Below are 18,997 nucleotides of genomic sequence, written 5' to 3'. Positions count from 1 at the left end.
GCCGGGGCTGCCGCGTGCGCGGCGCCGCCGGCCAGCAGGGAACGCCTGTCAGTCGACGCGCGCCCCCGACGCCTTGACCACGGTCGCCCAGGTCTTGACCTCCGACTGGATGAACTCGCCGAACTGCTCCGGCGTGGTCTTGGACGGCACGGCGCCCAATTTGTCGAATGCATCCTTCACTTCAGGCTTGTCCAGCGCCTTCACCATCGCCGCGTTCAGCGTCTTGATCACGTCCGGGGGGGTGCCCTTGGGCGCGATCAGTCCGAACCACGACGAGACGTCGAAGGTGGGGAACCCCGATTCCGCCATGGTGGGCAGATTCGGCGCCGTCGGCGAGCGTTCCTTGGTCGTCACGGCCAGCGCGCGCAGCTTGCCGGATTGGACGTGGGGCCACGATGAAGGCATGTTGTCGAACATGAACTGGACCTGGCCGCCGATCAGGTCGGTGAGTGCCGGCGCGCTGCCCTTGTAGGGCACGTGCAGCACATCGACACCGGCCTGCAGCTTGAAGAGTTCGCCGGCCATGTGGATGGAAGTACCGCTGCCGGAAGATGCGAAGGCCAGCTTGCCGGGATGGGCCTTGGCGTAGTCGACCAGTTCCTTGACGGACTTGACCGGCAATTGCGGATTCACCACCAGCACATTGGGCACCTTGGCGGCCAGCGCGATGGGCGCGAAGTCCTTCACCAGATCGAAGTTCAGCTTGGAATACAGGGTCTGGTTGATGGCGCTGGTGACGGCGACGAAGTACAAGGTGTAGCCGTCCGGTGTGGCGCGCGCGACGTATTCCGTCCCGATATTGCTGCCGGCACCGGGCTTGTTTTCGATCACGAAGGACTGGTGCAGCGACTCCGTCAGCTCCTTGGCCATAATGCGGGCGATCACATCGGTGGTCCCGCCGGCGCTGAAGCCGACAACGATGCGCACGGGCTTATCCGGGTAGGCGGCCTGCGCGGGGGCGGTGGCGGCAAAGAGGGCGGCCGCGCTCGCGAGCGTGGCGGCGGTACGACGGAACAGGGCAAGCTTTTGACTCATCTGTCTCACTCCAATGTGTCCAGGTAATGGACGTTTCGATTAGGCCGTCCGGGTGGTGGACGCTTAGAATTGTTTTTCGGGCGGATTGTCCGCGTTAGAGCAACATGCTGCAACAACTATGGCCCATTTCGTCCGTCACGCGGACGTTTGATTTTTGCTTTTATGCCTGAGCTTTCCCTCCCCCCCGCTGCCGGCCGTCCCCTGGCGCCTGCCGCGGAAGACGCCTCGCCCCAGGCCGCCGGGCCGCGCACCTTGCGCCGCGGCCTGCAAGTCCTGGCTGCGCTGCGCGACCATGGCACGGATGGACTGTGCGTCACCGACCTCGCGCGCTATACCGGCATCCAGCGTCCGACGATCTACCGGTTGATGGCCGCGTTGATGGAAGCCGGCCTGGCCCAGCCCGTGCCGGGGACCAAGCGCTACCGCGCCCAACTGACGCAGGAAATGGGGGTACCGGAGGCCGATCCCAGGCTGCGGCAGACGCTGCCGGCCCTGCGGCGGCTGGCGCAACGGACGGGCGACGCCGTCTTCCTCGTGGTGCGCGAGGGCGACGAATCGGTCAGCCTGCATCGCGAAATCGGCGGCTATCCGGTCCAGATCCTTGCCACCTATGCCGGCAAGCGCCAGCCGCTGGGAGTGGGCTCCGGCGGCATGGCGCTACTGGCCGCCCTTCCCGACGACGAAGCCCGCAGCATCGTGGACCGCAATGCCGCGCACCTGGACGAATACGGCGGGATGACCTCGCATGAAATGCTGCGCCTGATCGAGAACACCCGCGCGCGCGGCTATTCGGTGGTGGGCAATCATGCCGTGCGCGGGGCGTTGGGCGTGGGATGCGCCCTGCTCGATGCGCAGGGGCTGCCGGTGCTGGCCATCAGCGTGACCGCCATCATCGACCGCATGCCGGCGCAACGGCAAAGGGAAATCGCCGGCTGGATCAAGGCCGAACTGGCGCGTCTGCAGCAGAACTGACGGCAGGCTGCTGCGCCGGCGCGGCTTCCTGGCCGACATTCGCGTAGGTCACTTCGCGCACCGGCACCGGCGGACGCAAACCGGCGGCGTCCAGCGCCAGGCGGGTCTTGTGCAGCAGGTCCCAGCGGAATTCCCAATAGCGCGCGGTCTCCGCCCATACCCGGGTATTTACGACAACGACGTTGTCGCGGTATTCGAAGACCCGCACGTCCGGCGCGGGCGATTGCAGCGCCAGCGGGTGGGCATTGACCGTGTCGCGCAGCGTGGCGATGGCAAGGTCGAGGTCGTCGCCGTAGCGGATGCCCACCGCCATGTCGAAACGGCGCGTCGCGTTGCGGCTGTAGTTGGTGATGGTGGCGTTCCAGATCGTACTGTTGGGCAACGTGACGTGAATGCCGTCCCCCTGCACCAGCCGCGTCAGGAACAGCCCGACTTCCTCCACGGTGCCTTCGCTCCCGGAACTCAGCGCGATATATTCGCCGGCGCGGATAGGCCGCAGCATCAGCAACATGATCCCCGCCGCGATGTTTTGCAGCGTGCCCTGCAAGGCCAGTCCGACCGCCAGGCCGGCGGCGCCGAGTACCGCGATGATGCTGGCGGTTTGCACGCCGAACTGCGCCAGCACTGCTATCACCGTGAAGATGCGTACCGACCATACCACCGTCGTGCAGAACATCGGCACCACCGTGGGATCGACCCGGTCGGATCGCTGCGCCAGGCGGCGCACCCAGCGGCCGAGCAGGCCGGCGGCCCACCAGCCCAGCCCAAGTATCACCACGCCCCAGATCAGCTGCAGGCCGATATCGACCATGGGCGAGAGGACGGCCCCGAGGCCGGACAAGTTGGTGACCATTCCGTAGCTCCTGTGTATCCCTGGCAGGCGGCGACCGCCGCCGAAAACCTGCCGGACTTTATCAGATGAGCATGGCCCTATCCTGCCGCGCCGCCGAGGCGGCATCCCGCGCAGGCCGGCGACGCGGCGGCGCGGGATCCTGGAGCGGGTCGCTTTTACGCTTTCAACGCGTTGCGCGCGGCAGGACGCGCCGTGCCCGGATGCAGCCAGCGATGCAGGACACGGCTGATGAAGGGGATCAGGAAAAACGACAGGATGGGACTCATGGTGGACGTCGTCACCAGCACGCGCCAGAACAGCGAGAGCGACGCCAATTGCTCCTGGAACAGAATGTTGAACAGCAGCAGCGACGGGCAATAGACCACCCAGATGCTGAAGGCCTGCTTCCAGCGCGGCGGCGCGCTCTTTTGCGGGCCGAACCAGGCGTCCATCCCGGTCGCCCGGTGCACGCGGCTTTCGCGCACCAGCTCCCGTCCGCGCTCCAGCCACATCCGTCGCGGCAGGGAGTTCTCCCAGCGCGACAGGCTCTGTTCGTCATGGAAGCGCAATACGATCTGGTACTGGTCTCCGCCTTCCGGCGGCTGCAGCACGCCCGAACCCAGGAAACCAGGAAAGCCGGCAGCCAGTATTTCCCCCTGGCGCAGCCACGCCAGGAAATCGCTGTAGCGTTCCGGCGCGATCTGTCGCGTGATCAGCATGGTGACGGGAGCCGGCATTGCAACGGCGGGGGCGGACATGGCTACTACTCCTCGATCAAGCCAGATACAGCACTGGCGTTATCTCAAGAGCAATATGCGTGCCAATTTTGCGCCGCAATAAACTCCCCTTGCCTATGGCAGCGAGCGGGATCGACCGAGCCTATCTTGCACTGCACAATTCACCGACCTAGTGAAAACCCTGGGGTTATGCACCGCCTCGGTGCACAAATAAAGCGGGCATCGGGACCGCGGTTTGCGGCCCGGCGCCCGCCCGGCCTCTACACTGGCCATGCCTCTTCAACCCAAGCCTAGGAAGCGAAAACCATGGACTACCAGATCACCGTCCTTGTCGGCAGCCTGCGCAAGGCTTCGTTCAACCTGCAACTGGCCCGCGCGATGGAAAAGCTGATGCCCCCGCATTTCAAGCTGACCCACGCCAACCTGGACCTGCCCTTATACAACCAGGATCTGGACCAGGCCATGCCCGCCGCGCCCCTGGCGCTGAAGGACCAGATTCGCCGATCGCAGGGTTTGTTGTTCGTCACCCCGGAACACAACCGCTCCATCCCGGCCGCGCTGAAGAACGCCATCGACTGGGGCTCGCGCCCCTACGGCCAGAACGTCTGGACCGGCAAGCCCAGCGGCATCGTCGGGATCTCGCCCAGCAATGCGGGCACCGCGCTGGCCCAGCAGCATCTGCGCAACATCCTGGCGGCGGAAGGCTCGATGGCGCTGACGCTTCCCGAGGTGTTCCTGCAGATGAAAGACGGCTTTTTCGACGCCGACGGCGCCATCGCGAATACCGACACCCGCGCCTTTTTGCAGGGTTGGGTGGACCGGTATGTCGCGTGGGTCGAAAAACTGGCGTAGGCATGCGGGGCGAGGATCGCCCCGGTCAGTCCGCGTCCTCGATACGCATGCCGATCTTCAGGCAAACCTGCCAGTGCGCCACCTTGCCCTGCTCGATGTGCCCGCGCACGTTCGTCACCTCGAACCATTCGATATTGCGCAGGGTCGAGGATGCCCGCTCGATGGCGCGGGAAATCGCGTCGTCGCTGGAGCTGGTCGACGAGCCTACCAGCTCGATCTGCTTGTATACGTGATTGGCCATGTGAAGTCTCCTTGATTGCCGCGCGCGGCGGGTGCGCCGGGACCGGACGGCCCGGCCCACCTCGTCCGCAAATGTCGTGCGCGGGCCAGGTCGCGGCGGGCGGTCCATGCGTCCATGTCGCGTGCGTGGCCATATCGTGCGCGGCACCGAAGCGCCGCGCACGCCGCCGACCGGCATGGGGTTTGCTGCACATACGCCACACCTGTCGGGCCCATTCCGAGCCCGGTTTCAGATGGAGGTGATCATGCCCGAACGCAAAACCCTCGCTCGCGCGGAGCGCGACAAGAAGCAAGGCAAGTCGGCGTCTACCCAGGCCGGCGAATTCGTCCGCGAGCAAGTCGAACATGTCCGCGAAGGCAAGCACGGCGTGCGATCGGCCAAGCAGGCGGTGGCCATCGGCCTGTCCGAAGCGCGCCGTGCCGGCGTCAAGGTTCCCACCAAGTCGACCGCGTCCAAGGCGACCAAGAAAAAAGCCAGCCAGGATGAAGCCAAGGCGCACAAAGGCGGCGCCAAATCCGCCAAGCGCTCCGCGGCCACCACCCGGGCCCTGAAGCGCGAAAGCACGGCCGGCGCATCCAGCCGCGCGCTATCGGGCCAGGCCAAGAGCGCGGCCCGCAAGCGCACCACGGCCGATCGTTCGGCGGCGGCGCGCAAGGCGGCGCAAACCAAGGGCGCAGCGGGCCGCTCCGCCGCCGCCCGCAAGGCGGCGCGCACACGCGCGGCCAACCGGCATGCCCAGCACGCCCATTGAGCCCGCGCGGAGGTACACATGGCATCCCCAACGTCCAAGAATGTGTCGCAGTTGCTGGCGTTCCTGTCCGCCAAGCCGGCGATCGGACCGGTGAACCTGAATGAAAAGGAACGCTGGCTGTCCGGCGTCGGCGGCGGCGCCCTGGTACTGGCCGGGCTGCGGCGGGGCGGCATCCTCGGCGTGCTGTCCGCCCTGGCGGGCGGCGCGCTGGTAAGCCGGGGGCTGTCCGGCCGCTGCGCGGTCAAGGCCCGCCTGGCCAAGACGCCGCACGAGCGCACGGTCGCGGCCGAACAAGGCTGGCGCACGGCGGCGGCATCCTCGCAACGCATCGTCGTCCAGCGCCCTATCGAAGAGGTTTACGCGTTCTGCCGTCAATTCCAGAACCTGGCGCAGTTCATGCAGCATATCAAGCGGGTGGACGTGGTCGACGACCGCCACAGCCACTGGACCATCGAGGCGCCGCTGGGCCAGACGCTGGAATGGGATACGGTCGTGACCGAAGACGTGCCCAACGTCCGCATTGCCTGGGAATCCATGCCGGAATCGCCGATACGGCATACCGGATCGTTGAGCTTCAGCGATGTGGTGGGCCTGGGCACGGAGGTCCAGGCCGTCATCGCCTACGAGCCGCCGGCCGGCGAGCTGGGGCGTATCGTGGCCAAGCTCTGGGGCGACACCCCGGGCGTGCAGGCGCGCGACGACCTGCTCAGGTTGAAGCGCTTCCTGGAAGCGGGACAGGACCGCGCCACGGCCAGCGAAGACGGCGATTAGCGCGGGTACCGGCAGGCGGCCGGCTCATGCCGGCCGCCGATGCCCGCTGATATCCGCGCCGGCGTTGGCCGGCAGGCGGACGCTGTCGATGATCGCTACCGCGGCCAAGGCCGCGGACAGCAGCAGGGCGATCCGGAACTGCAAGGGCCCCGGCGGCGCCGATCCGTTGCCGGACATCCATTCGGCGGCCCGCAGCGCCACCGCGCCGAAAGCGATACCCAGCCCGGCATTAAGCTGCTGGCAGGCGCTGAACAGCGTTGTCGCCCCCGTCATGGCGGGCTTGGGAATGTCGGCGAACCCCAGGGTATTCAGGGCCGTGAATTGCATGGACCGGCTCATGCCGCTGAAGAACAGCAGGGCCGACGTCCACCAGACAGGGGTGCCGGGGGCCAGGGTGGCGCACAGCGCGAAACCCGCCGCCACCAGCAGCCCGTTGACCACCAGCACGCGCCGGAAGCCATAGGTTCGCATCACCCAGCCTGTGGCGGGCTTCATCGCCAGGTTGCCCGCGAACAGGGCCAGCATCAGCGAACCTGCCTGCACCGGCGACAGGCCGAAGCCCACCTGGAACATCAAGGGCAGCAGGAAAGGCGCGCTGCCGATGGCGACGCGAAACAGGGAGCCGCCGTACATCGTGACCGCGAAAGTCTGGTACCGCATGGGTGACAGGTCCACCAGCGGATGCGGCGCGCGGCGCAGGTGGCGCGCCGCCAGGGCCAGCGACACCACGGCCAGCACCAGCAGGCCCAGGACCGTGCCCAGGTCGACGTCCAGCTTGCCGCACAGGTCGACCGCATACATCAGCACGCTGCAGCCAACGCCGGTCAGCACGAAGCCCGTGACATCGAAGGGCCGCGGCCCGCCCGCGGCGCCACGCACCAGGCGGGCGTTGGCGACCAGCGCGGCCAGGCCCAAGGGCACGTTGAGGAAAAAAATCCAGTGCCAGCTAAGGGCGGTGGTCACGATCCCGCCCACCAGCGGCCCGATCACGGGGGCCGCCAACCCCGGCCAGGTGATGATGGCGATCGCCTTCACCAGGTCCTGCCTGGGCGTGACGCGCAATACCGCCAGGCGGCCGACCGGCACCATCATCGCGCCGCCCAGGCCCTGCAGGATGCGGGCTCCGGTGAATTGCACCAAGGACTGCGAGAGGCCGCACAGCACCGAAGCTACGGTAAACAGCGCCAGCGCGGACCCGAATACGCGCCGCGGCCCGTAGCGGTCCGCGACCCAGCCGCTGACCGGAATGAAAACCGCCAGCGCCAGCAGGTAGGCGCTCATGCCGATGGACATATCCGCCGGCCGCACGCCGAAGCTGTGCGCCATTTCCGGCAACGCGGTGGTGATGACGGTGGCATCCAGCATTTCCATGAAGAAGGCTCCGGCCACCAGCCAGGCGACCCCCCGGCCGCCCCCTGGTTCCTGCCCGTTTGCCGGTGTGTCCGCCCGTCCGGCGGCCCCCTCGTCCTTCGCGATGCTCACGGCGTCTCCTGCGTGGCGCCGCGCCGATGCACCGGGGATGGCGCGGCACGGCGGTTACTGACCGGCCGAAATTGTAAATACAACCGCCCATGCCGGCTCGCTGCCGGCAAAAGGCCAAAATGGCCCGGTAGTCGCCCGCTGATCGGGTATCCCCGCAGGGGCGGGCGGTGGCAACATGCCTGCGGCCCCGCCCCATGCGGGCACGGCCTTGGCGCCACTAACCAGCAGACACGCATGACTTATTCCTCCGCCGCGCCGCCCTCGCCCGACGGTTCACTGGACCCCGACGACTGGACGGCCCTGCGCGCCCAGGGCCACCGGATGCTCGACGACATGTTCGATTACCTGGGAACCCTGCGCGAGCGTCCCGTCTGGCAGGCGGCGCCGGCCGAGGTACGCGCCGGCTTCCACGCCCCCTTGCCGCGCGCCCCGTCCAGCCTGGAAGCGGCGCACGACCGTTTCATGCGCGACATCCTTCCCTATGCCGTGGGCAACGCCCATCCGGGCTTCATGGGTTGGGTACATGGCGGCGGCACCGCCATCGGCATGCTGGCCGAAACCCTGGCGGCGGGCCTGAACGCCAACCTGGGCGGCCGCAACCAGGTCCCGGTCGAAGTGGAACGGCAGATCACGCGCTGGATGCGCGAGCTGTTCGGCTTTCCCGAGACGGCCAGCGGCCTGTTCGTCACGGGTACCTCGATGGCCAATCTGGTCGGCGTGCTGGTGGCGCGCGCGGCGGCGATGGGCCGCGCGGTACGGCGCGCCGGCGTGGCCGCGCAAGAGACACGGCTGGTCGCCTATACGTCGGCCTGCGCGCACAACTGCATCGCGCAGGCCATGGACATCACCGGCCTGGGATCTGACGCATTGCGCCTGATACCGGTAGACGATGAATTCCGCATGGACGTCTCCGCCTTGCGGGCGGCGATCGCCGCGGACCGGCGGGCCGGCCTGCGGCCTTTCCTGATAGCCGGGACCGCGGGCACCGTCGATGTCGGAGCGGTGGATCCGCTGGACGCGCTGGCGGAGGTCGCCGCCGACGAAGGCCTGTGGTTCCATGTGGACGGCGCATTCGGCGCGCTGGCGATGCTGTCGCCCGCCCTGGCCCCTTTGCTGGCCGGCATCGAGCGCGCCGATTCGATCGCCTTCGATTTTCACAAGTGGGGGCAGGTGCCCTACGACGCGGGCTTCATCCTGGTGCGGGACGCCGAGACGCACCGCGCCGCGTTCGACGCCAGCGTCGCCTACCTGAGCCGGGAAACCCGCGGCATGGCGGCGGATTCGCCGTGGCCGTGCGACTACGGCCCCGACCTGTCGCGCGGCTTTCGCGCCTTGAAGACCTGGTTCACGCTGACGGTGTACGGCGCCGACAGGCTGGGCGCGGCGATCGCGCGTACCTGCGAAGTCGCGCGCCATCTGGCGCGCCGCGTGCGAGCCGAACCCGAACTCGAATTGCTGGCGCCCGTCGCGCTGAACATCGTCTGCTTCCGCTATCGTCCGGCCGGCAACGCCGGCGACGGCGACCGGCTGAACGCGGACATCGTGCTGGCCGTGCAGGAATCCGGCATCGCCGCGCCCTCCACCACGCGCGTGCATGGCAAGCTGGCCATCCGCGCGGCCATCGTCAACCATCGCACTTCCGCCGCCGACGTCGATCGCCTGTGCGACGCGGTACTGCGTATCGGCGCCGGACTCGCCACCGTGTCCGAGCGCGAACCCCACCCCATACCATGAACGACATCGCCTCCCCCACCGCCGGCAATACCGAACGCCCCGCGCTGATCGGCAAGGCCCGCCTGATCACCCTGGCATTCCAGCAGGGCGACCTGGAAGGAATGCGCCGGCAGTTGCTGGCGCGTGCCGAACAGGACCCTGGCGATGCCAACGCCGCGCTGGATCTTTCCATGACGCTGCTGCTGATGGGTCAACGCGACACCGCGCTGGCATTGCAGCGGCATGCGGTACAAGCGCAACCGCTGTATCACCTGCCCGCCACGGGGCCCGCGACGTTGCGACTGCTGGCCCTGGTGTCCTGCGGCGATTTCCTTGCCAACACGCCGCTGGAATTCCTGATTGCCGATTCCGATATTTCGCTGGACATCCTGTACGTGGGCGAAGGCGTGCCGGCACCGGCCATGCTGCCCGAGCACGACGTCCTGATGGTGGCCATCGGCGAATCCGCCGTCAACCGTCCGCTGCTCCAGGCATTGGCCGCGCCGGTGGGGCAATGGCACAAGCCCGTGGTGAACCGGCCCGAACACGTCCTGAATACCTCGCGGGACGGGCTGTCCGCCGTCCTGCGCGGCGCGGCGGGCGTCGTCGTGCCGGACATCGCGCGGGTCGAACGCGCCGCGATTGCCGCCATCGCGCAAGGCGATGCCACGCCGGCCGATATCCTGCCCGGCGTGGACTATCCCGTGCTGGTGCGCCCGGTCGATTCGCATGCCGGCAACGGACTGGCCAGGATCGATCGCGCGGCCGACATGGCGCAATACCTGGCCGGCAGCGAGGCGAACGATTTCTATCTATCGCGATTCGTCGAGTACCGCAGCGCGGACGGCCGCTATCGCAAATACCGCGTCGTGCTGATCGAAGGCCAGCCCTATCTGGGCCACCTGGGTATTTCGCCGCGCTGGATGGTGCATTACCTGAATGCCGACATGGCGGAGAACGCGGCCAACCGCGCGGAAGAAGCCGAACAGATGCGCGACTTCGCCGCCGGCTTCGGCGGCCGCCACGCCGCGGCCTTCGCCGATATCCATCGGCGGGTCGGCCTCGATTACTTCGTCATGGATTGCGCCGAAACGCCGGACGGACAGCTGCTCGTGTTCGAGGGCGATACCTGCGGCATCGTCCATGCGATGGATCCGGAAGACCTATATCCGTACAAACCCGCCTACATGCGGCGCATTTTCGCGGCATTCCAGGACCTGCTAAGGCGCAAGGCATCGGGCCGGGGTTAGCGGGGCCGGCGCGCGGCGCCGCGTCGGCGTGGGTATGGGGCGTACCGGCGCCTCATAGACGATGCCTATATGCCTGTTCACAAAAATTGAGTTTCTTCGGCGGCGAAAGGCGCATACATTGCTGCTACGTCGGCGGCTCCGTCGAGCCCGACACCGTTACACAGGCGCCCTACACCATGACCGATGATCGCAAAACCCTGACCACCGATGCGGGAGCCCCCGTCCCCGACAACCAGAACGCCCTGACCGCCGGCCCGCGCGGCCCGTTGCTGGTACAGGATTTTCAGCTATTCGAAAAACATGCGCATTTCAACCGCGAGCGTATTCCCGAACGCGTGGTGCACGCCAAGGGTTCCGCCGCCTACGGCACGCTGACGGTCACGCACGACATCAGCCAATACACCAAGGCCAAGGCCTTGCGCAAAGGCGCCCAGACGCCCCTGCTGCTGCGCTTTTCCACCGTGGCGGGTGAACGCGGCGCGGCCGATGCCGAGCGCGACGTGCGCGGTTTCGCCATCAAGTTCTATACGGAAGAAGGCAACTGGGACCTGGTCGGCAACAACACGCCGGTCTTCTTCGTACGCGATCCCTACAAGTTCCCGGATTTCATCCATACCCAGAAACGCGACCCGCGCACCAATATGCGCAGCGCCACCGCGATGTGGGATTTCTGGTCGCTGTCGCCGGAGTCCCTGCACCAGGTCACCATCCTGATGAGCGACCGCGGCCTGCCCTCGTCCCTGCGCAAGATGCATGGCTTCGGCAGCCATACCTATAGCTTCATCAACGCGCGCAACGAGCGCTTCTGGGTCAAGTTCCACCTGAAAAGCCAGCAGGGTATCGAGAACTGGACCAACGAGCACGCGGCCAAGGTCATCGGCGAGGATCGCGAGTCGCACCAGCGCGACCTGTACGATGCCATCGAGCGCAAGGACTTTCCGCGCTGGACGATGTATGTGCAGATCATGCCCGAATCCGATGCGGACAAAACGCCGTACAACCCGTTCGATCTGACCAAGGTATGGCCGCACAAGGATTACCCGCTGGTCGAAGTGGGCGTGCTGGAGTTGAACCGCAACCCGGAAAACTATTTCGCGGAAGTCGAACAGTCCAGTTTTTCGCCCGCCAATGTCGTGCCGGGCATCGGCCATAGCCCGGACAAGATGCTGCAGTTCCGCATTTTTTCGTATGCCGACGCGGCGCGTTATCGCCTGGGCGTCAACCACGACCAGTTGCCGGTGAACCGCCCGCGCTGTCCCGTGCACAACTACGCGCGCGACGGCGAGATGCGTTTCGACGGCAATGGCGGCGGCAGCGTCAACTACGAGCCGAACTCCTTCGGCGGGCCGGTGCAGGACAAATCGGTACAGGAACCGCCGCTGAAGCTGACGGGCGATGCCGATCGCTACGATCACCGCGAAGGCAACGACGACTACACGCAGGCGGGCAACCTGTTCCGGCTGATGAACGACAGCCAGAAACAGCAGCTTTTCGGCAATATCGCCGCCGCCATGCAGGGCGTGCCCGAGCCGATCGTGCGACGCCAGCTGGGGCATTTCGCCAAGGCCGACCCCGCCTATGCGGCCGGCGTCGCCAAGGCGCTGGGTATCGAGGGCTGATCGCGCCCGCGCCGGCCGGCGAGCCGGCGACGGGCCTGCCAGCCCGTCGCCGCGCTACTCCAGCCGGTAGGCGTCCCATTCGTAGCCGACGAATGCCGCGCGCTCGCCGGTATGGACGACAGGGTCGCGGCGCAAACCGATGATGATGCCATTGGCGGGCAGGCGGATGTCTTCCAGCGGCTTGCCGTGTATATCCATGGACGCGCCCAGCTTGTCGCCGGACGATAGCGTATCGCCGGCCTGGACTTCCGGCACGAACAGTCCGCCGCGATCGAAGGTAATCCAGCCGCGGCGCGTCACGCGCCGCACCGAGGCCGGCGCATCCGCCGCGCCGTCCAGGATGCCCATCTGCACGGCCAGCCGTTCGAATCCGCGCTCCGCCAGTGCCGCATAGGCCGCTTCGAAACGGCTGCCACCGCCCAGTTCCAACATGAACGCGGGAATGCGCGCGGCCAGGCATTGGTAATCCAGCGCGCCGGCGATATTGCCGGGCAGCTCGCCCTTGCCTCCCACATCCATCCGGCAGGCGACGTGCGGTTCGAACAGCGCGATGGCGCGCAGCAGATCGCGTTCGGACACGCCGCTATCCGGATGCAGCTTGTACACCGCATAGGGCTTGGAGTCGAACAGCGCATTCATCGTGTGCAGATTGATCACCAGGTCTGCGGTGCCGCGGATTTCCTCGATCAGCGCATGCGCCAGCCTTTCGGAAATCAGGCCGCGCGGGTTGCCGGGGTAGCACTGGTCCAGGTCCAGGTCGTCGTAGGGATTGCGCTTGCGCCGGCTGTCCAGCGCATGCGGATTGCCGGTCGGGGTAACCACGACGTTGCCGCGCATGGATGCGGGGTCCAGGCGCGCGGCGAATCGCAGCGCGGCGACCATGCCGTTGATTTCGTCGCCATGCACCTGTCCGTGCAGCCACAGCGTCTTGCCCGGCCGCGCGCCGCGCACGGCGACGTATGGCAATTCGATCGCCATGCCCGACGACATCGACCCGACCGCGATCGCGCCGTGACGGCGGGCGCCGCCGTCGCGGCCCGCCAGGAATTCTCCGATCATGCCCATATTGATGCTCCTTGCTTGAATCGATTGTCTATTCCCGCCAGGGCTCTGCCTGTACCAGGCAGCTCATGGCGTTGGGTCCCTGCGTCAGCGTGGACGTACCCACGTCCAGCGTCAGTACATTGGCGGTTCCCGCCGTTTCCGGTGCGTCCTCGCGCGCGCCGGGCGCGAACCAGGCGCCCGTGGACATGACCACGGTGCCCGGCAGCAACCCGTCGTCGAGCCGCGCCCCGGCCAGGCATGCGCCGCGCGCGTTGAACAGCCGCACGACATCGCCGTCGCGCAGGCCGCGCGCGCGCGCGTCATCCGGATGGATGCGCACGGCTTCGTGTCCGGCCACCTTGTTCGACTGCGCCAGCGGCGCGGCATCCATCTGGCTGTGCAGCCGATCGGCCGGCTGCACCGTCAACAAGTGCAACGGATACTCGCGCACGCTGTCCGCGCCCAGCCATTCCCGCGGCGGCATCCAGCGCGGATGCGGTCCGCAATCGGCGCAGCCGTAGGCGGCCAGCGTCTCGCTGTAGAGTTCGATGCGCCCGCTGGGCGTGCGTAGCGGATGGGCGGCCGGATCGGCGCGGAAGTCCTCGAAGAGGATGAAGTCGCGGCCGGGCGACGGCAGCTTGACGTGGCCCTGTCGCCAGAACGTTTCGAAATCCGGCAGGGGGACGCCGGCCTGCTCGTGCGTGTGCGCGAACCGCGCGTAGATATGCCGTATCCACGCCATCTCGCCGCGGCCTTCGGTATAGCGTTCGCCATAGCCCAGGCGGTGGGCCAGATCGGCGAATACGTCCAGGTCGTTGCGGGCCAGGCCGACCGGATCGATGGCGCGATGCATGGCCAGCGCATAGCGGTCGCGCGACGAGCCGCCGATATCGTTGCGCTCCAGCGATGTGGTGATGGGCAGCACGATATCGGCATGCCGGGCCACCGGGGTCCACCATATCTCGTTGACCACGATGGTGCGTGGCTTGGCGCGCCACGCCGCCAGCAGGCGGTTCAACTGCTGATGGTGGTGAAAGGGATTGCCGCCCGCCCAATGAATGAAATCGATGTCCGGATAATGCCGGGTCTCGCCCTGGAAGGGATACGGCTGGCCCGGCTTTTCGAGCATCTCGGTCAGCCGCGCCACCGGTATCGACATGTCCGCGGGATTGCGCCCCACGGGCATTTCCGGTCCCGGCGTCGCGATGCGCGGATTGCCCACGCCGTTCATGGACCCGTGGCCGAAGCCGAAGCCGCCGCCCGGCAGGCCGATCTGCCCCAGCATCGCGGCCAGCGCGATCGCCATCCAGTACGGCTGCTCGCCATGCTGCGCGCGCTGCACGGCGAAGGAACATGTCAGGTAGCTGCGTTTGCCGCACAGGGCGTGCGCCAGCGCCCGGATGCGGGGCGCCGGGATGCCGGTGATGGGTGCGGCCCACTCGGCATCCTTGGCCACGCCGTCCGCCGTTCCCATGAAATACGACTCCAGGGCCTCATAGCCCACGCAGTGGCTGGCCAGGAAAGCGCTGTCGTGCGCGCCGGCGCGCCGCAGTTCATGCGCCAGCGCCAGCATCAGCGCGACGTCGGTATTCGGCCGTATCGGGATCCACTCCGCGTCCAGGAAAGCGGGGCAATCGTCGCGCGTCGGGCTGACGTTGATGACGCGCGCGCCGTTGGCGGCCAGCCGGCGCAGCCAATATTCCTGCGTATGCTCGGCCGCCCCGCCCGACGACACCTGGCCGTTCTTCAAGGCCAGGCCGCCGAAGGCGAGGAAAACGTCGGTGTGTTCGACGATGCTGGGCCAGGACGTGACGCGCCCGGTCAATGGCGTATAGGTGCCGATCACATGCGGCAGCAGGAACTGCGCGGTGCCCCAGCTATAGTTGCCGACCTGGTCGACGCCGCCACCGCCGGCGAAGTAGAAGCGGCGGATCAGCGAACGGGCATGATGCAGCCGCCCGGCGGACGACCAGCCGTAGGAACCGCAGAAGATCCCGCCGGGTCCCCGTTCCTCCCGCGTGCGGGCGATCTCGCCCGCCACCAGGTCCAGCGCCTCGTCCCAGCCGATCTCGACAAATTCGTCGCGGCCGCGCAGGGCCCCGCCCGCCGCGCCGCGCGTGGCCAGCCAGGACTTGCGCACCGCCGGCCGCGCGATGCGGCGCGGCGAATACACCATGGGCGCGATGGCCTCCAGCATCCGGGACGGCGCCGGGTCGTGCTCGAAGGGCTCGCAGGCATGCAGCCGGCCATCGCGCACGACGGCGGTGAACGCGCCCCAATGCGCCAGCTGCGGATAACGTCGCTCGGTCGACGGAATGGATGTCATGGGCAGCTCCCGCGGCGGCATACGCCGCCGCCAATTCCGTTCATCAATCCAGCCGGATGTCGGCCTTCTTGACCAGATCCGCCCATTTCGCGCGTTCCTTGGCCATCAGCGCGCCGAACTCGGCCGGCGTGTCGGAGGTCGCGGTCATGCCCGACGCCGCCAGTTGCTTGACGATGTCCGGATTCTTCATGGCCTGCGCGAAGGCGCGGTTCAGCGTATCGACGATATCGCGCGGCACGCCGGCCGGCGCGATGACGCCGTACCAGTTGGTCAGCTCATAGCCGGGAATGCCGGCCTGGCCGATGGGCGGGGCGCCGGGAAACTCATCGGACGGCGTCACGGTGGTGACGCCCAGCGCCTTCAGCTTGCCGGACTGGACCAGCGACTTGACGGAGGGATCGGAGAACGTCACTTCCACCAGGCCACCCGCCACATCGGTCAGGGCCGGCGTGGTGCCCTTATAGGGGATGTGCCGCATGTGCACGCCGGCCATCATGTTGAACTGTTCGGCCGCCATCTGGCCGATGGTGCCGTTGCCGCCCGATGCGTAGGTGACGTCCTTGGTCTTGGCGCGCGCGATCAGGTCCGCGATGCTGTTGATGCCGGACTTCGGGCTGGTGACGAGCACGTTGGGCATGGTGACCAGCAGCGAGATCGGCGTGAAATCCTTGGCGGGATCGTAGGGCACTTTCTGCAGGCTGGGCAGGATGGTGAGCGAACCCGGCGTGGCGATATACAGCGTGTAGCCGTCGGGCTTCGCGCGCGACACGTAGTCGGTCGCGATAATGCCGCTGGCGCCGGGCCGGTTCTCGACCATGACGTTGGTATTCAGGGCTTTGGAGACGCCCAGCGCGGCTGCCCGCGCCAGCACATCGGCACCGCCGCCGGGCGGAAAACCGACGACGATGCGGACCGGCGTGCCCGGTTCCGGAAAAGCCGCCTGGGCGGCGGAGACAGACAGCGCGCACAGCGCAGCGGCGCCGAAGGCGGCGATTTTCTTGAGTTGCATGCTACTTCCCCTTGTCGGCCGCGATATGGCTACTTGACGGCCGTGTTGATAAAACGACTTCGTTGACGAATACGGGCGCGACGGGCCTCCGGATACTTCCCCATGGGCTTTCGACGCGGAATGGAGCGCCCCCTAGGCTGGCGCGGCCGAGCCGGCGTGCCGCGACGACACGCCCGGCACCTCGGCCGCCACGCCCAGCGGCACCCCGGGACGCAGGATATCGGACAGGAACTTGCGGGCGCGCGGATGCGCCGGGTCGGCGAAAAACCGGTCCGGCGTGGAATCCTCCAGGATGCGCCCTTCGTCCATGAACCAGATGCGGTCGGCGACTTCGCGGGCGAACCCCATCTCGTGCGTGACCACGACCATGGTCATGCCCTCCGAGGCCAGGCGCTTCATGACGGCCAGGACCTCGCCGACCATTTCCGGATCGAGCGCGCTGGTGGGCTCGTCGAACAGGATCAGCGGCGGATGCTGCGCCAGCGCGCGGGCGATCGCCACGCGCTGCTGCTGGCCGCCCGACAGGCTGGCCGGCATGGCGTCGAATTTGTGTTCCAGCCCCACCTTGGCCAGCAGTTCGCGCGCCAGCCCGGCGGCACGCTGGCGCGGCATGCCCGCGACGCGCACGGGCGACAGCATGATGTTCTCGGCGACCGACAGATGCGGGAACAGGTTGAACTGCTGGAAGACGAAACCGATCCCCGCGCGCAGCGCGTTGATATCGCGTCCCGGCGCATGGATATCCTGCCCGGCCACGCGGATCGTGCCGCCCTGTATCGGCTCCAGGCGGTTCAGGGTGCGTATCATCGTGGACTTGCCGGATCCCGAAGGCCCGCAAACCACCACCACCTGTCCCTGCTCCACGCGTCCGCAAACGTTGTCCAGCGCGTGGTAGCTTCCATACCATTTCTGAACGTTGTCGAGTTCTATCACGGCAATCTCCAAGGCGACGGCGCGCCGTCAGGCCGCGCGCAGGCGCTTGCGCGCCAATCCGCGTTCCAGCCGGCCCGCCAGGCGCGACAGGGTAAAGCACGGCACGAAATACAAGGCGGCCAGCACCAGGAATGTCTGCAGCGTATACGCGGTTTCCATGCTGTTGACCTGCTGGGCGGCGAAGGTCACTTCCTGGACGCCGATCACGTACACGATGGACGTGGCCTTGATGGTCGACACGAATTGGTTGACCAGCGAAGGGATCATGTTGGCCAGCGCCTGCGGCAGGATGACGTGGCGCATGGATTTCGCGTAGTTCAGGCCGACCGCCCGCGCGGCCTCGGTCTGGCCCGGCGGCAACCCCTCCAGGCCGGCGCGCACGATCTCTCCCAGAAAGGCCGATTCGTACAGCACGATGGCGCACAGCGCGGTGGTGAACGCCGGCACGGTCGCGCCGGTCAGCACCGGCAGGACAAAATACGCCCAGAAGATGATCATGATCAGCGGCACGCCGCGGAAGGCGTATACCCACGCGGTAGCGGGCCAGCGCAGGACGCGCACGCTGCTGGTGCGGGCCAATCCCAGGCAGATCGCCAGCGGAAAGGAGATCGCCAGGCCGGCACCTGCCAGGATCAGCGTCGCGACGAAACCGCCCAGCGGCCCTCGCGGCCAGGCGCCCACCAGGAACATCAGGCCATAGTCATGCAGGATCTGCCACATGGCTCATCTCCTGAAGGCGGGCGGATAACGCCGGCCGAACCACGCGCCCAGGCCCATGAGCGCCAGCGAGGCGGCCAGATACAGGGCGGTCGACACGGCGAACACCTCGAAGGAGCGGAAGGTCGCATTCTCGATCGCCTTTACCTGGTAGGTCAGTTCGCCCACGCCGATCACCATCGCCAGGCTGGTGTCCTTGAACAGGATCAGCGAGCGGTTGATCAAGGGCGGCACCGCGATGCGGACCGCCTGCGGCAGCATGACGTGGCGCAGCGCGCCCCAGCCGCTCAGTCCGACGGAACGGGCCGCTTCCACCTGTGTCCCGGGGATGGCGCGCAGCCCGGCGCGGATATCCTCCGACATGAAGCCGCTGACGTTCAGGCTCAGGGCGATCAGGCCGAACAGGAACTCCGTGTCGCCGCGATTGATCCACAGACGCAAGCCTTCCGGCAGGATCTGCGGCATGCCGAAGTACCACACCATGATCTGCACCACGGTGGGCACGTTGCGGTGGTATTCGACGAAGGCCGTGACCGCCAGCTGCAGCGGGCGCCAGGGAACCGCGCGCAGCACGACCAGCAGCAGCGCGATCAGGAACCCCAGCACCCATGCGCCCGCGAACAGGCGCACCGTGGTGAGCGCGCCCGCCAGCAGCGTGGCACCGTAGTTGCCGCTGGTCAGGAAAGCGAAATCGAAATGCATGACGCTTCCAG

18 protein-coding genes are annotated in these 18,997 nt (G+C 67.3%); 7 read left to right on the top strand and 11 right to left on the bottom strand.

What is annotated here, in order from left to right:
- Nucleotides 1–48: 48 nt before the first annotated feature.
- Nucleotides 49–1,035: a Bug family tripartite tricarboxylate transporter substrate binding protein gene (locus tag CAL28_RS08235; protein WP_094840954.1), complete on the bottom strand. Its 987-nt coding sequence runs from the start codon at nt 1,033–1,035 to the stop codon at nt 49–51.
- A gap of 162 nt (nt 1,036–1,197) precedes the next feature.
- On the opposite strand from CAL28_RS08235, the gene CAL28_RS08230 reads away from it, so the two are divergent.
- Complete coding sequence (locus CAL28_RS08230) at nt 1,198–2,007, top strand: IclR family transcriptional regulator (RefSeq protein WP_094840953.1); 810 nt, start codon at nt 1,198–1,200, stop codon at nt 2,005–2,007.
- On the opposite strand, the gene CAL28_RS08225 is transcribed toward CAL28_RS08230, so the two are convergent.
- Entirely contained in the window at nt 1,973–2,860 is an 888-nt protein-coding gene (locus tag CAL28_RS08225; protein ID WP_094840952.1) for a mechanosensitive ion channel family protein, read from the bottom strand. The genes CAL28_RS08230 and CAL28_RS08225 overlap by 35 nt on opposite strands.
- A gap of 155 nt (nt 2,861–3,015) precedes the next feature.
- Nucleotides 3,016–3,597: an antibiotic biosynthesis monooxygenase gene (locus tag CAL28_RS08220; RefSeq protein WP_094840951.1), complete on the bottom strand. Its 582-nt coding sequence runs from the start codon at nt 3,595–3,597 to the stop codon at nt 3,016–3,018.
- 285 nt (nt 3,598–3,882) lie between these two features.
- Between CAL28_RS08220 and CAL28_RS08215 the strand changes: the two genes are divergently transcribed.
- Nucleotides 3,883–4,428, top strand: coding sequence for an NADPH-dependent FMN reductase (locus CAL28_RS08215; RefSeq protein WP_094840950.1), 546 nt, complete (start codon nt 3,883–3,885; stop codon nt 4,426–4,428).
- A 25-nt stretch (nt 4,429–4,453) separates the two neighbouring features.
- On the opposite strand, the gene CAL28_RS08210 is transcribed toward CAL28_RS08215, so the two are convergent.
- Complete coding sequence (locus tag CAL28_RS08210; RefSeq protein WP_094840949.1) at nt 4,454–4,669, bottom strand: dodecin; 216 nt, start codon at nt 4,667–4,669, stop codon at nt 4,454–4,456.
- Between the two features lie 244 nt (nt 4,670–4,913).
- Between CAL28_RS08210 and CAL28_RS08205 the strand changes: the two genes are divergently transcribed.
- Both CAL28_RS08205 and CAL28_RS08200 read left to right on the top strand, forming a co-directional pair.
- Nucleotides 4,914–5,420 carry a DUF6496 domain-containing protein gene (locus CAL28_RS08205; RefSeq protein WP_094844482.1) on the top strand — a complete coding sequence of 169 codons (507 nt, stop codon included), beginning with the start codon at nt 4,914–4,916 and terminating at the stop codon, nt 5,418–5,420.
- A gap of 18 nt (nt 5,421–5,438) precedes the next feature.
- Entirely contained in the window at nt 5,439–6,191 is a 753-nt protein-coding gene (locus CAL28_RS08200) for an SRPBCC family protein (protein ID WP_094840948.1), read from the top strand.
- A 24-nt stretch (nt 6,192–6,215) separates the two neighbouring features.
- On the opposite strand, the gene CAL28_RS08195 is transcribed toward CAL28_RS08200, so the two are convergent.
- A complete protein-coding gene (locus CAL28_RS08195; protein ID WP_254926050.1) occupies nt 6,216–7,673 on the bottom strand; it encodes an MFS transporter in 1,458 nt (485 codons plus the stop codon).
- A 234-nt stretch (nt 7,674–7,907) separates the two neighbouring features.
- On the opposite strand from CAL28_RS08195, the gene CAL28_RS08190 reads away from it, so the two are divergent.
- The 3 genes from CAL28_RS08190 (at nt 7,908) to CAL28_RS08180 (ending at nt 12,255) form a co-directional block, all read left to right on the top strand.
- Nucleotides 7,908–9,407 (top strand): pyridoxal phosphate-dependent decarboxylase family protein, encoded by a 1,500-nt coding sequence (locus CAL28_RS08190; protein WP_094840947.1) that lies wholly within the window; start codon nt 7,908–7,910, stop codon nt 9,405–9,407.
- Nucleotides 9,404–10,636, top strand: coding sequence for an ATP-grasp domain-containing protein (locus CAL28_RS08185; RefSeq protein ID WP_094840946.1), 1,233 nt, complete (start codon nt 9,404–9,406; stop codon nt 10,634–10,636). Before CAL28_RS08190 ends, CAL28_RS08185 begins: the two co-directional genes overlap by 4 nt.
- A gap of 176 nt (nt 10,637–10,812) precedes the next feature.
- Complete coding sequence (locus CAL28_RS08180) at nt 10,813–12,255, top strand: catalase (RefSeq protein ID WP_094844480.1); 1,443 nt, start codon at nt 10,813–10,815, stop codon at nt 12,253–12,255.
- A gap of 54 nt (nt 12,256–12,309) precedes the next feature.
- Here the strand turns inward: CAL28_RS08180 and CAL28_RS08175 are convergent, their stop codons facing one another.
- The 6 genes from CAL28_RS08175 to CAL28_RS08150 all read right to left on the bottom strand — a co-directional run bounded on the left by CAL28_RS08175 (nt 12,310) and on the right by CAL28_RS08150 (nt 18,986).
- Nucleotides 12,310–13,320 carry a M14 family metallopeptidase gene (locus tag CAL28_RS08175; RefSeq protein ID WP_094840945.1) on the bottom strand — a complete coding sequence of 337 codons (1,011 nt, stop codon included), beginning with the start codon at nt 13,318–13,320 and terminating at the stop codon, nt 12,310–12,312.
- A gap of 28 nt (nt 13,321–13,348) precedes the next feature.
- Nucleotides 13,349–15,625: a molybdopterin-dependent oxidoreductase gene (locus CAL28_RS08170; protein WP_094844479.1), complete on the bottom strand. Its 2,277-nt coding sequence runs from the start codon at nt 15,623–15,625 to the stop codon at nt 13,349–13,351.
- A gap of 43 nt (nt 15,626–15,668) precedes the next feature.
- The gene (locus CAL28_RS08165) at nt 15,669–16,634 is read right to left on the bottom strand and encodes a Bug family tripartite tricarboxylate transporter substrate binding protein (RefSeq protein ID WP_094840944.1); all 966 of its coding nucleotides are present in this window, start codon (nt 16,632–16,634) and stop codon (nt 15,669–15,671) included.
- A 132-nt stretch (nt 16,635–16,766) separates the two neighbouring features.
- Nucleotides 16,767–17,567, bottom strand: coding sequence for an amino acid ABC transporter ATP-binding protein (locus CAL28_RS08160; protein WP_094840943.1), 801 nt, complete (start codon nt 17,565–17,567; stop codon nt 16,767–16,769).
- A gap of 27 nt (nt 17,568–17,594) precedes the next feature.
- The gene (locus tag CAL28_RS08155) at nt 17,595–18,287 is read right to left on the bottom strand and encodes an amino acid ABC transporter permease (protein ID WP_094840942.1); all 693 of its coding nucleotides are present in this window, start codon (nt 18,285–18,287) and stop codon (nt 17,595–17,597) included.
- Between the two features lie 3 nt (nt 18,288–18,290).
- Nucleotides 18,291–18,986, bottom strand: a complete 696-nt coding sequence (locus CAL28_RS08150; protein WP_094840941.1) for an amino acid ABC transporter permease — start codon at nt 18,984–18,986, stop codon at nt 18,291–18,293.
- Nucleotides 18,987–18,997 lie beyond the last annotated feature (11 nt).

It is taken from the genome of Bordetella genomosp. 11 (assembly GCF_002261215.1).
GTDB lineage: Bacteria > Pseudomonadota > Gammaproteobacteria > Burkholderiales > Burkholderiaceae_B > Bordetella_C.
Note: the sequence above shows the minus strand (reverse complement) of the source record. Positions and strands in the feature narration are given on the sequence as shown.

Coding starts and splice junctions, on each gene's coding strand:
- CAL28_RS08235 (WP_094840954.1), bottom strand. CDS start 1,035: ATGAGTCAAAAGCTTGCCCTGTTCCGTCGTACCGCCGCCACGCTCGCG.
- CAL28_RS08230 (WP_094840953.1), top strand. CDS start 1,198: ATGCCTGAGCTTTCCCTCCCCCCCGCTGCCGGCCGTCCCCTGGCGCCT.
- CAL28_RS08225 (WP_094840952.1), bottom strand. CDS start 2,860: ATGGTCACCAACTTGTCCGGCCTCGGGGCCGTCCTCTCGCCCATGGTC.
- CAL28_RS08220 (WP_094840951.1), bottom strand. CDS start 3,597: ATGTCCGCCCCCGCCGTTGCAATGCCGGCTCCCGTCACCATGCTGATC.
- CAL28_RS08215 (WP_094840950.1), top strand. CDS start 3,883: ATGGACTACCAGATCACCGTCCTTGTCGGCAGCCTGCGCAAGGCTTCG.
- CAL28_RS08210 (WP_094840949.1), bottom strand. CDS start 4,669: ATGGCCAATCACGTATACAAGCAGATCGAGCTGGTAGGCTCGTCGACC.
- CAL28_RS08205 (WP_094844482.1), top strand. CDS start 4,914: ATGCCCGAACGCAAAACCCTCGCTCGCGCGGAGCGCGACAAGAAGCAA.
- CAL28_RS08200 (WP_094840948.1), top strand. CDS start 5,439: ATGGCATCCCCAACGTCCAAGAATGTGTCGCAGTTGCTGGCGTTCCTG.
- CAL28_RS08190 (WP_094840947.1), top strand. CDS start 7,908: ATGACTTATTCCTCCGCCGCGCCGCCCTCGCCCGACGGTTCACTGGAC.
- CAL28_RS08185 (WP_094840946.1), top strand. CDS start 9,404: ATGAACGACATCGCCTCCCCCACCGCCGGCAATACCGAACGCCCCGCG.
- CAL28_RS08180 (WP_094844480.1), top strand. CDS start 10,813: ATGACCGATGATCGCAAAACCCTGACCACCGATGCGGGAGCCCCCGTC.
- CAL28_RS08175 (WP_094840945.1), bottom strand. CDS start 13,320: ATGGGCATGATCGGAGAATTCCTGGCGGGCCGCGACGGCGGCGCCCGC.
- CAL28_RS08170 (WP_094844479.1), bottom strand. CDS start 15,625: ATGACATCCATTCCGTCGACCGAGCGACGTTATCCGCAGCTGGCGCAT.
- CAL28_RS08165 (WP_094840944.1), bottom strand. CDS start 16,634: ATGCAACTCAAGAAAATCGCCGCCTTCGGCGCCGCTGCGCTGTGCGCG.
- CAL28_RS08155 (WP_094840942.1), bottom strand. CDS start 18,287: ATGTGGCAGATCCTGCATGACTATGGCCTGATGTTCCTGGTGGGCGCC.
- CAL28_RS08150 (WP_094840941.1), bottom strand. CDS start 18,986: ATGCATTTCGATTTCGCTTTCCTGACCAGCGGCAACTACGGTGCCACG.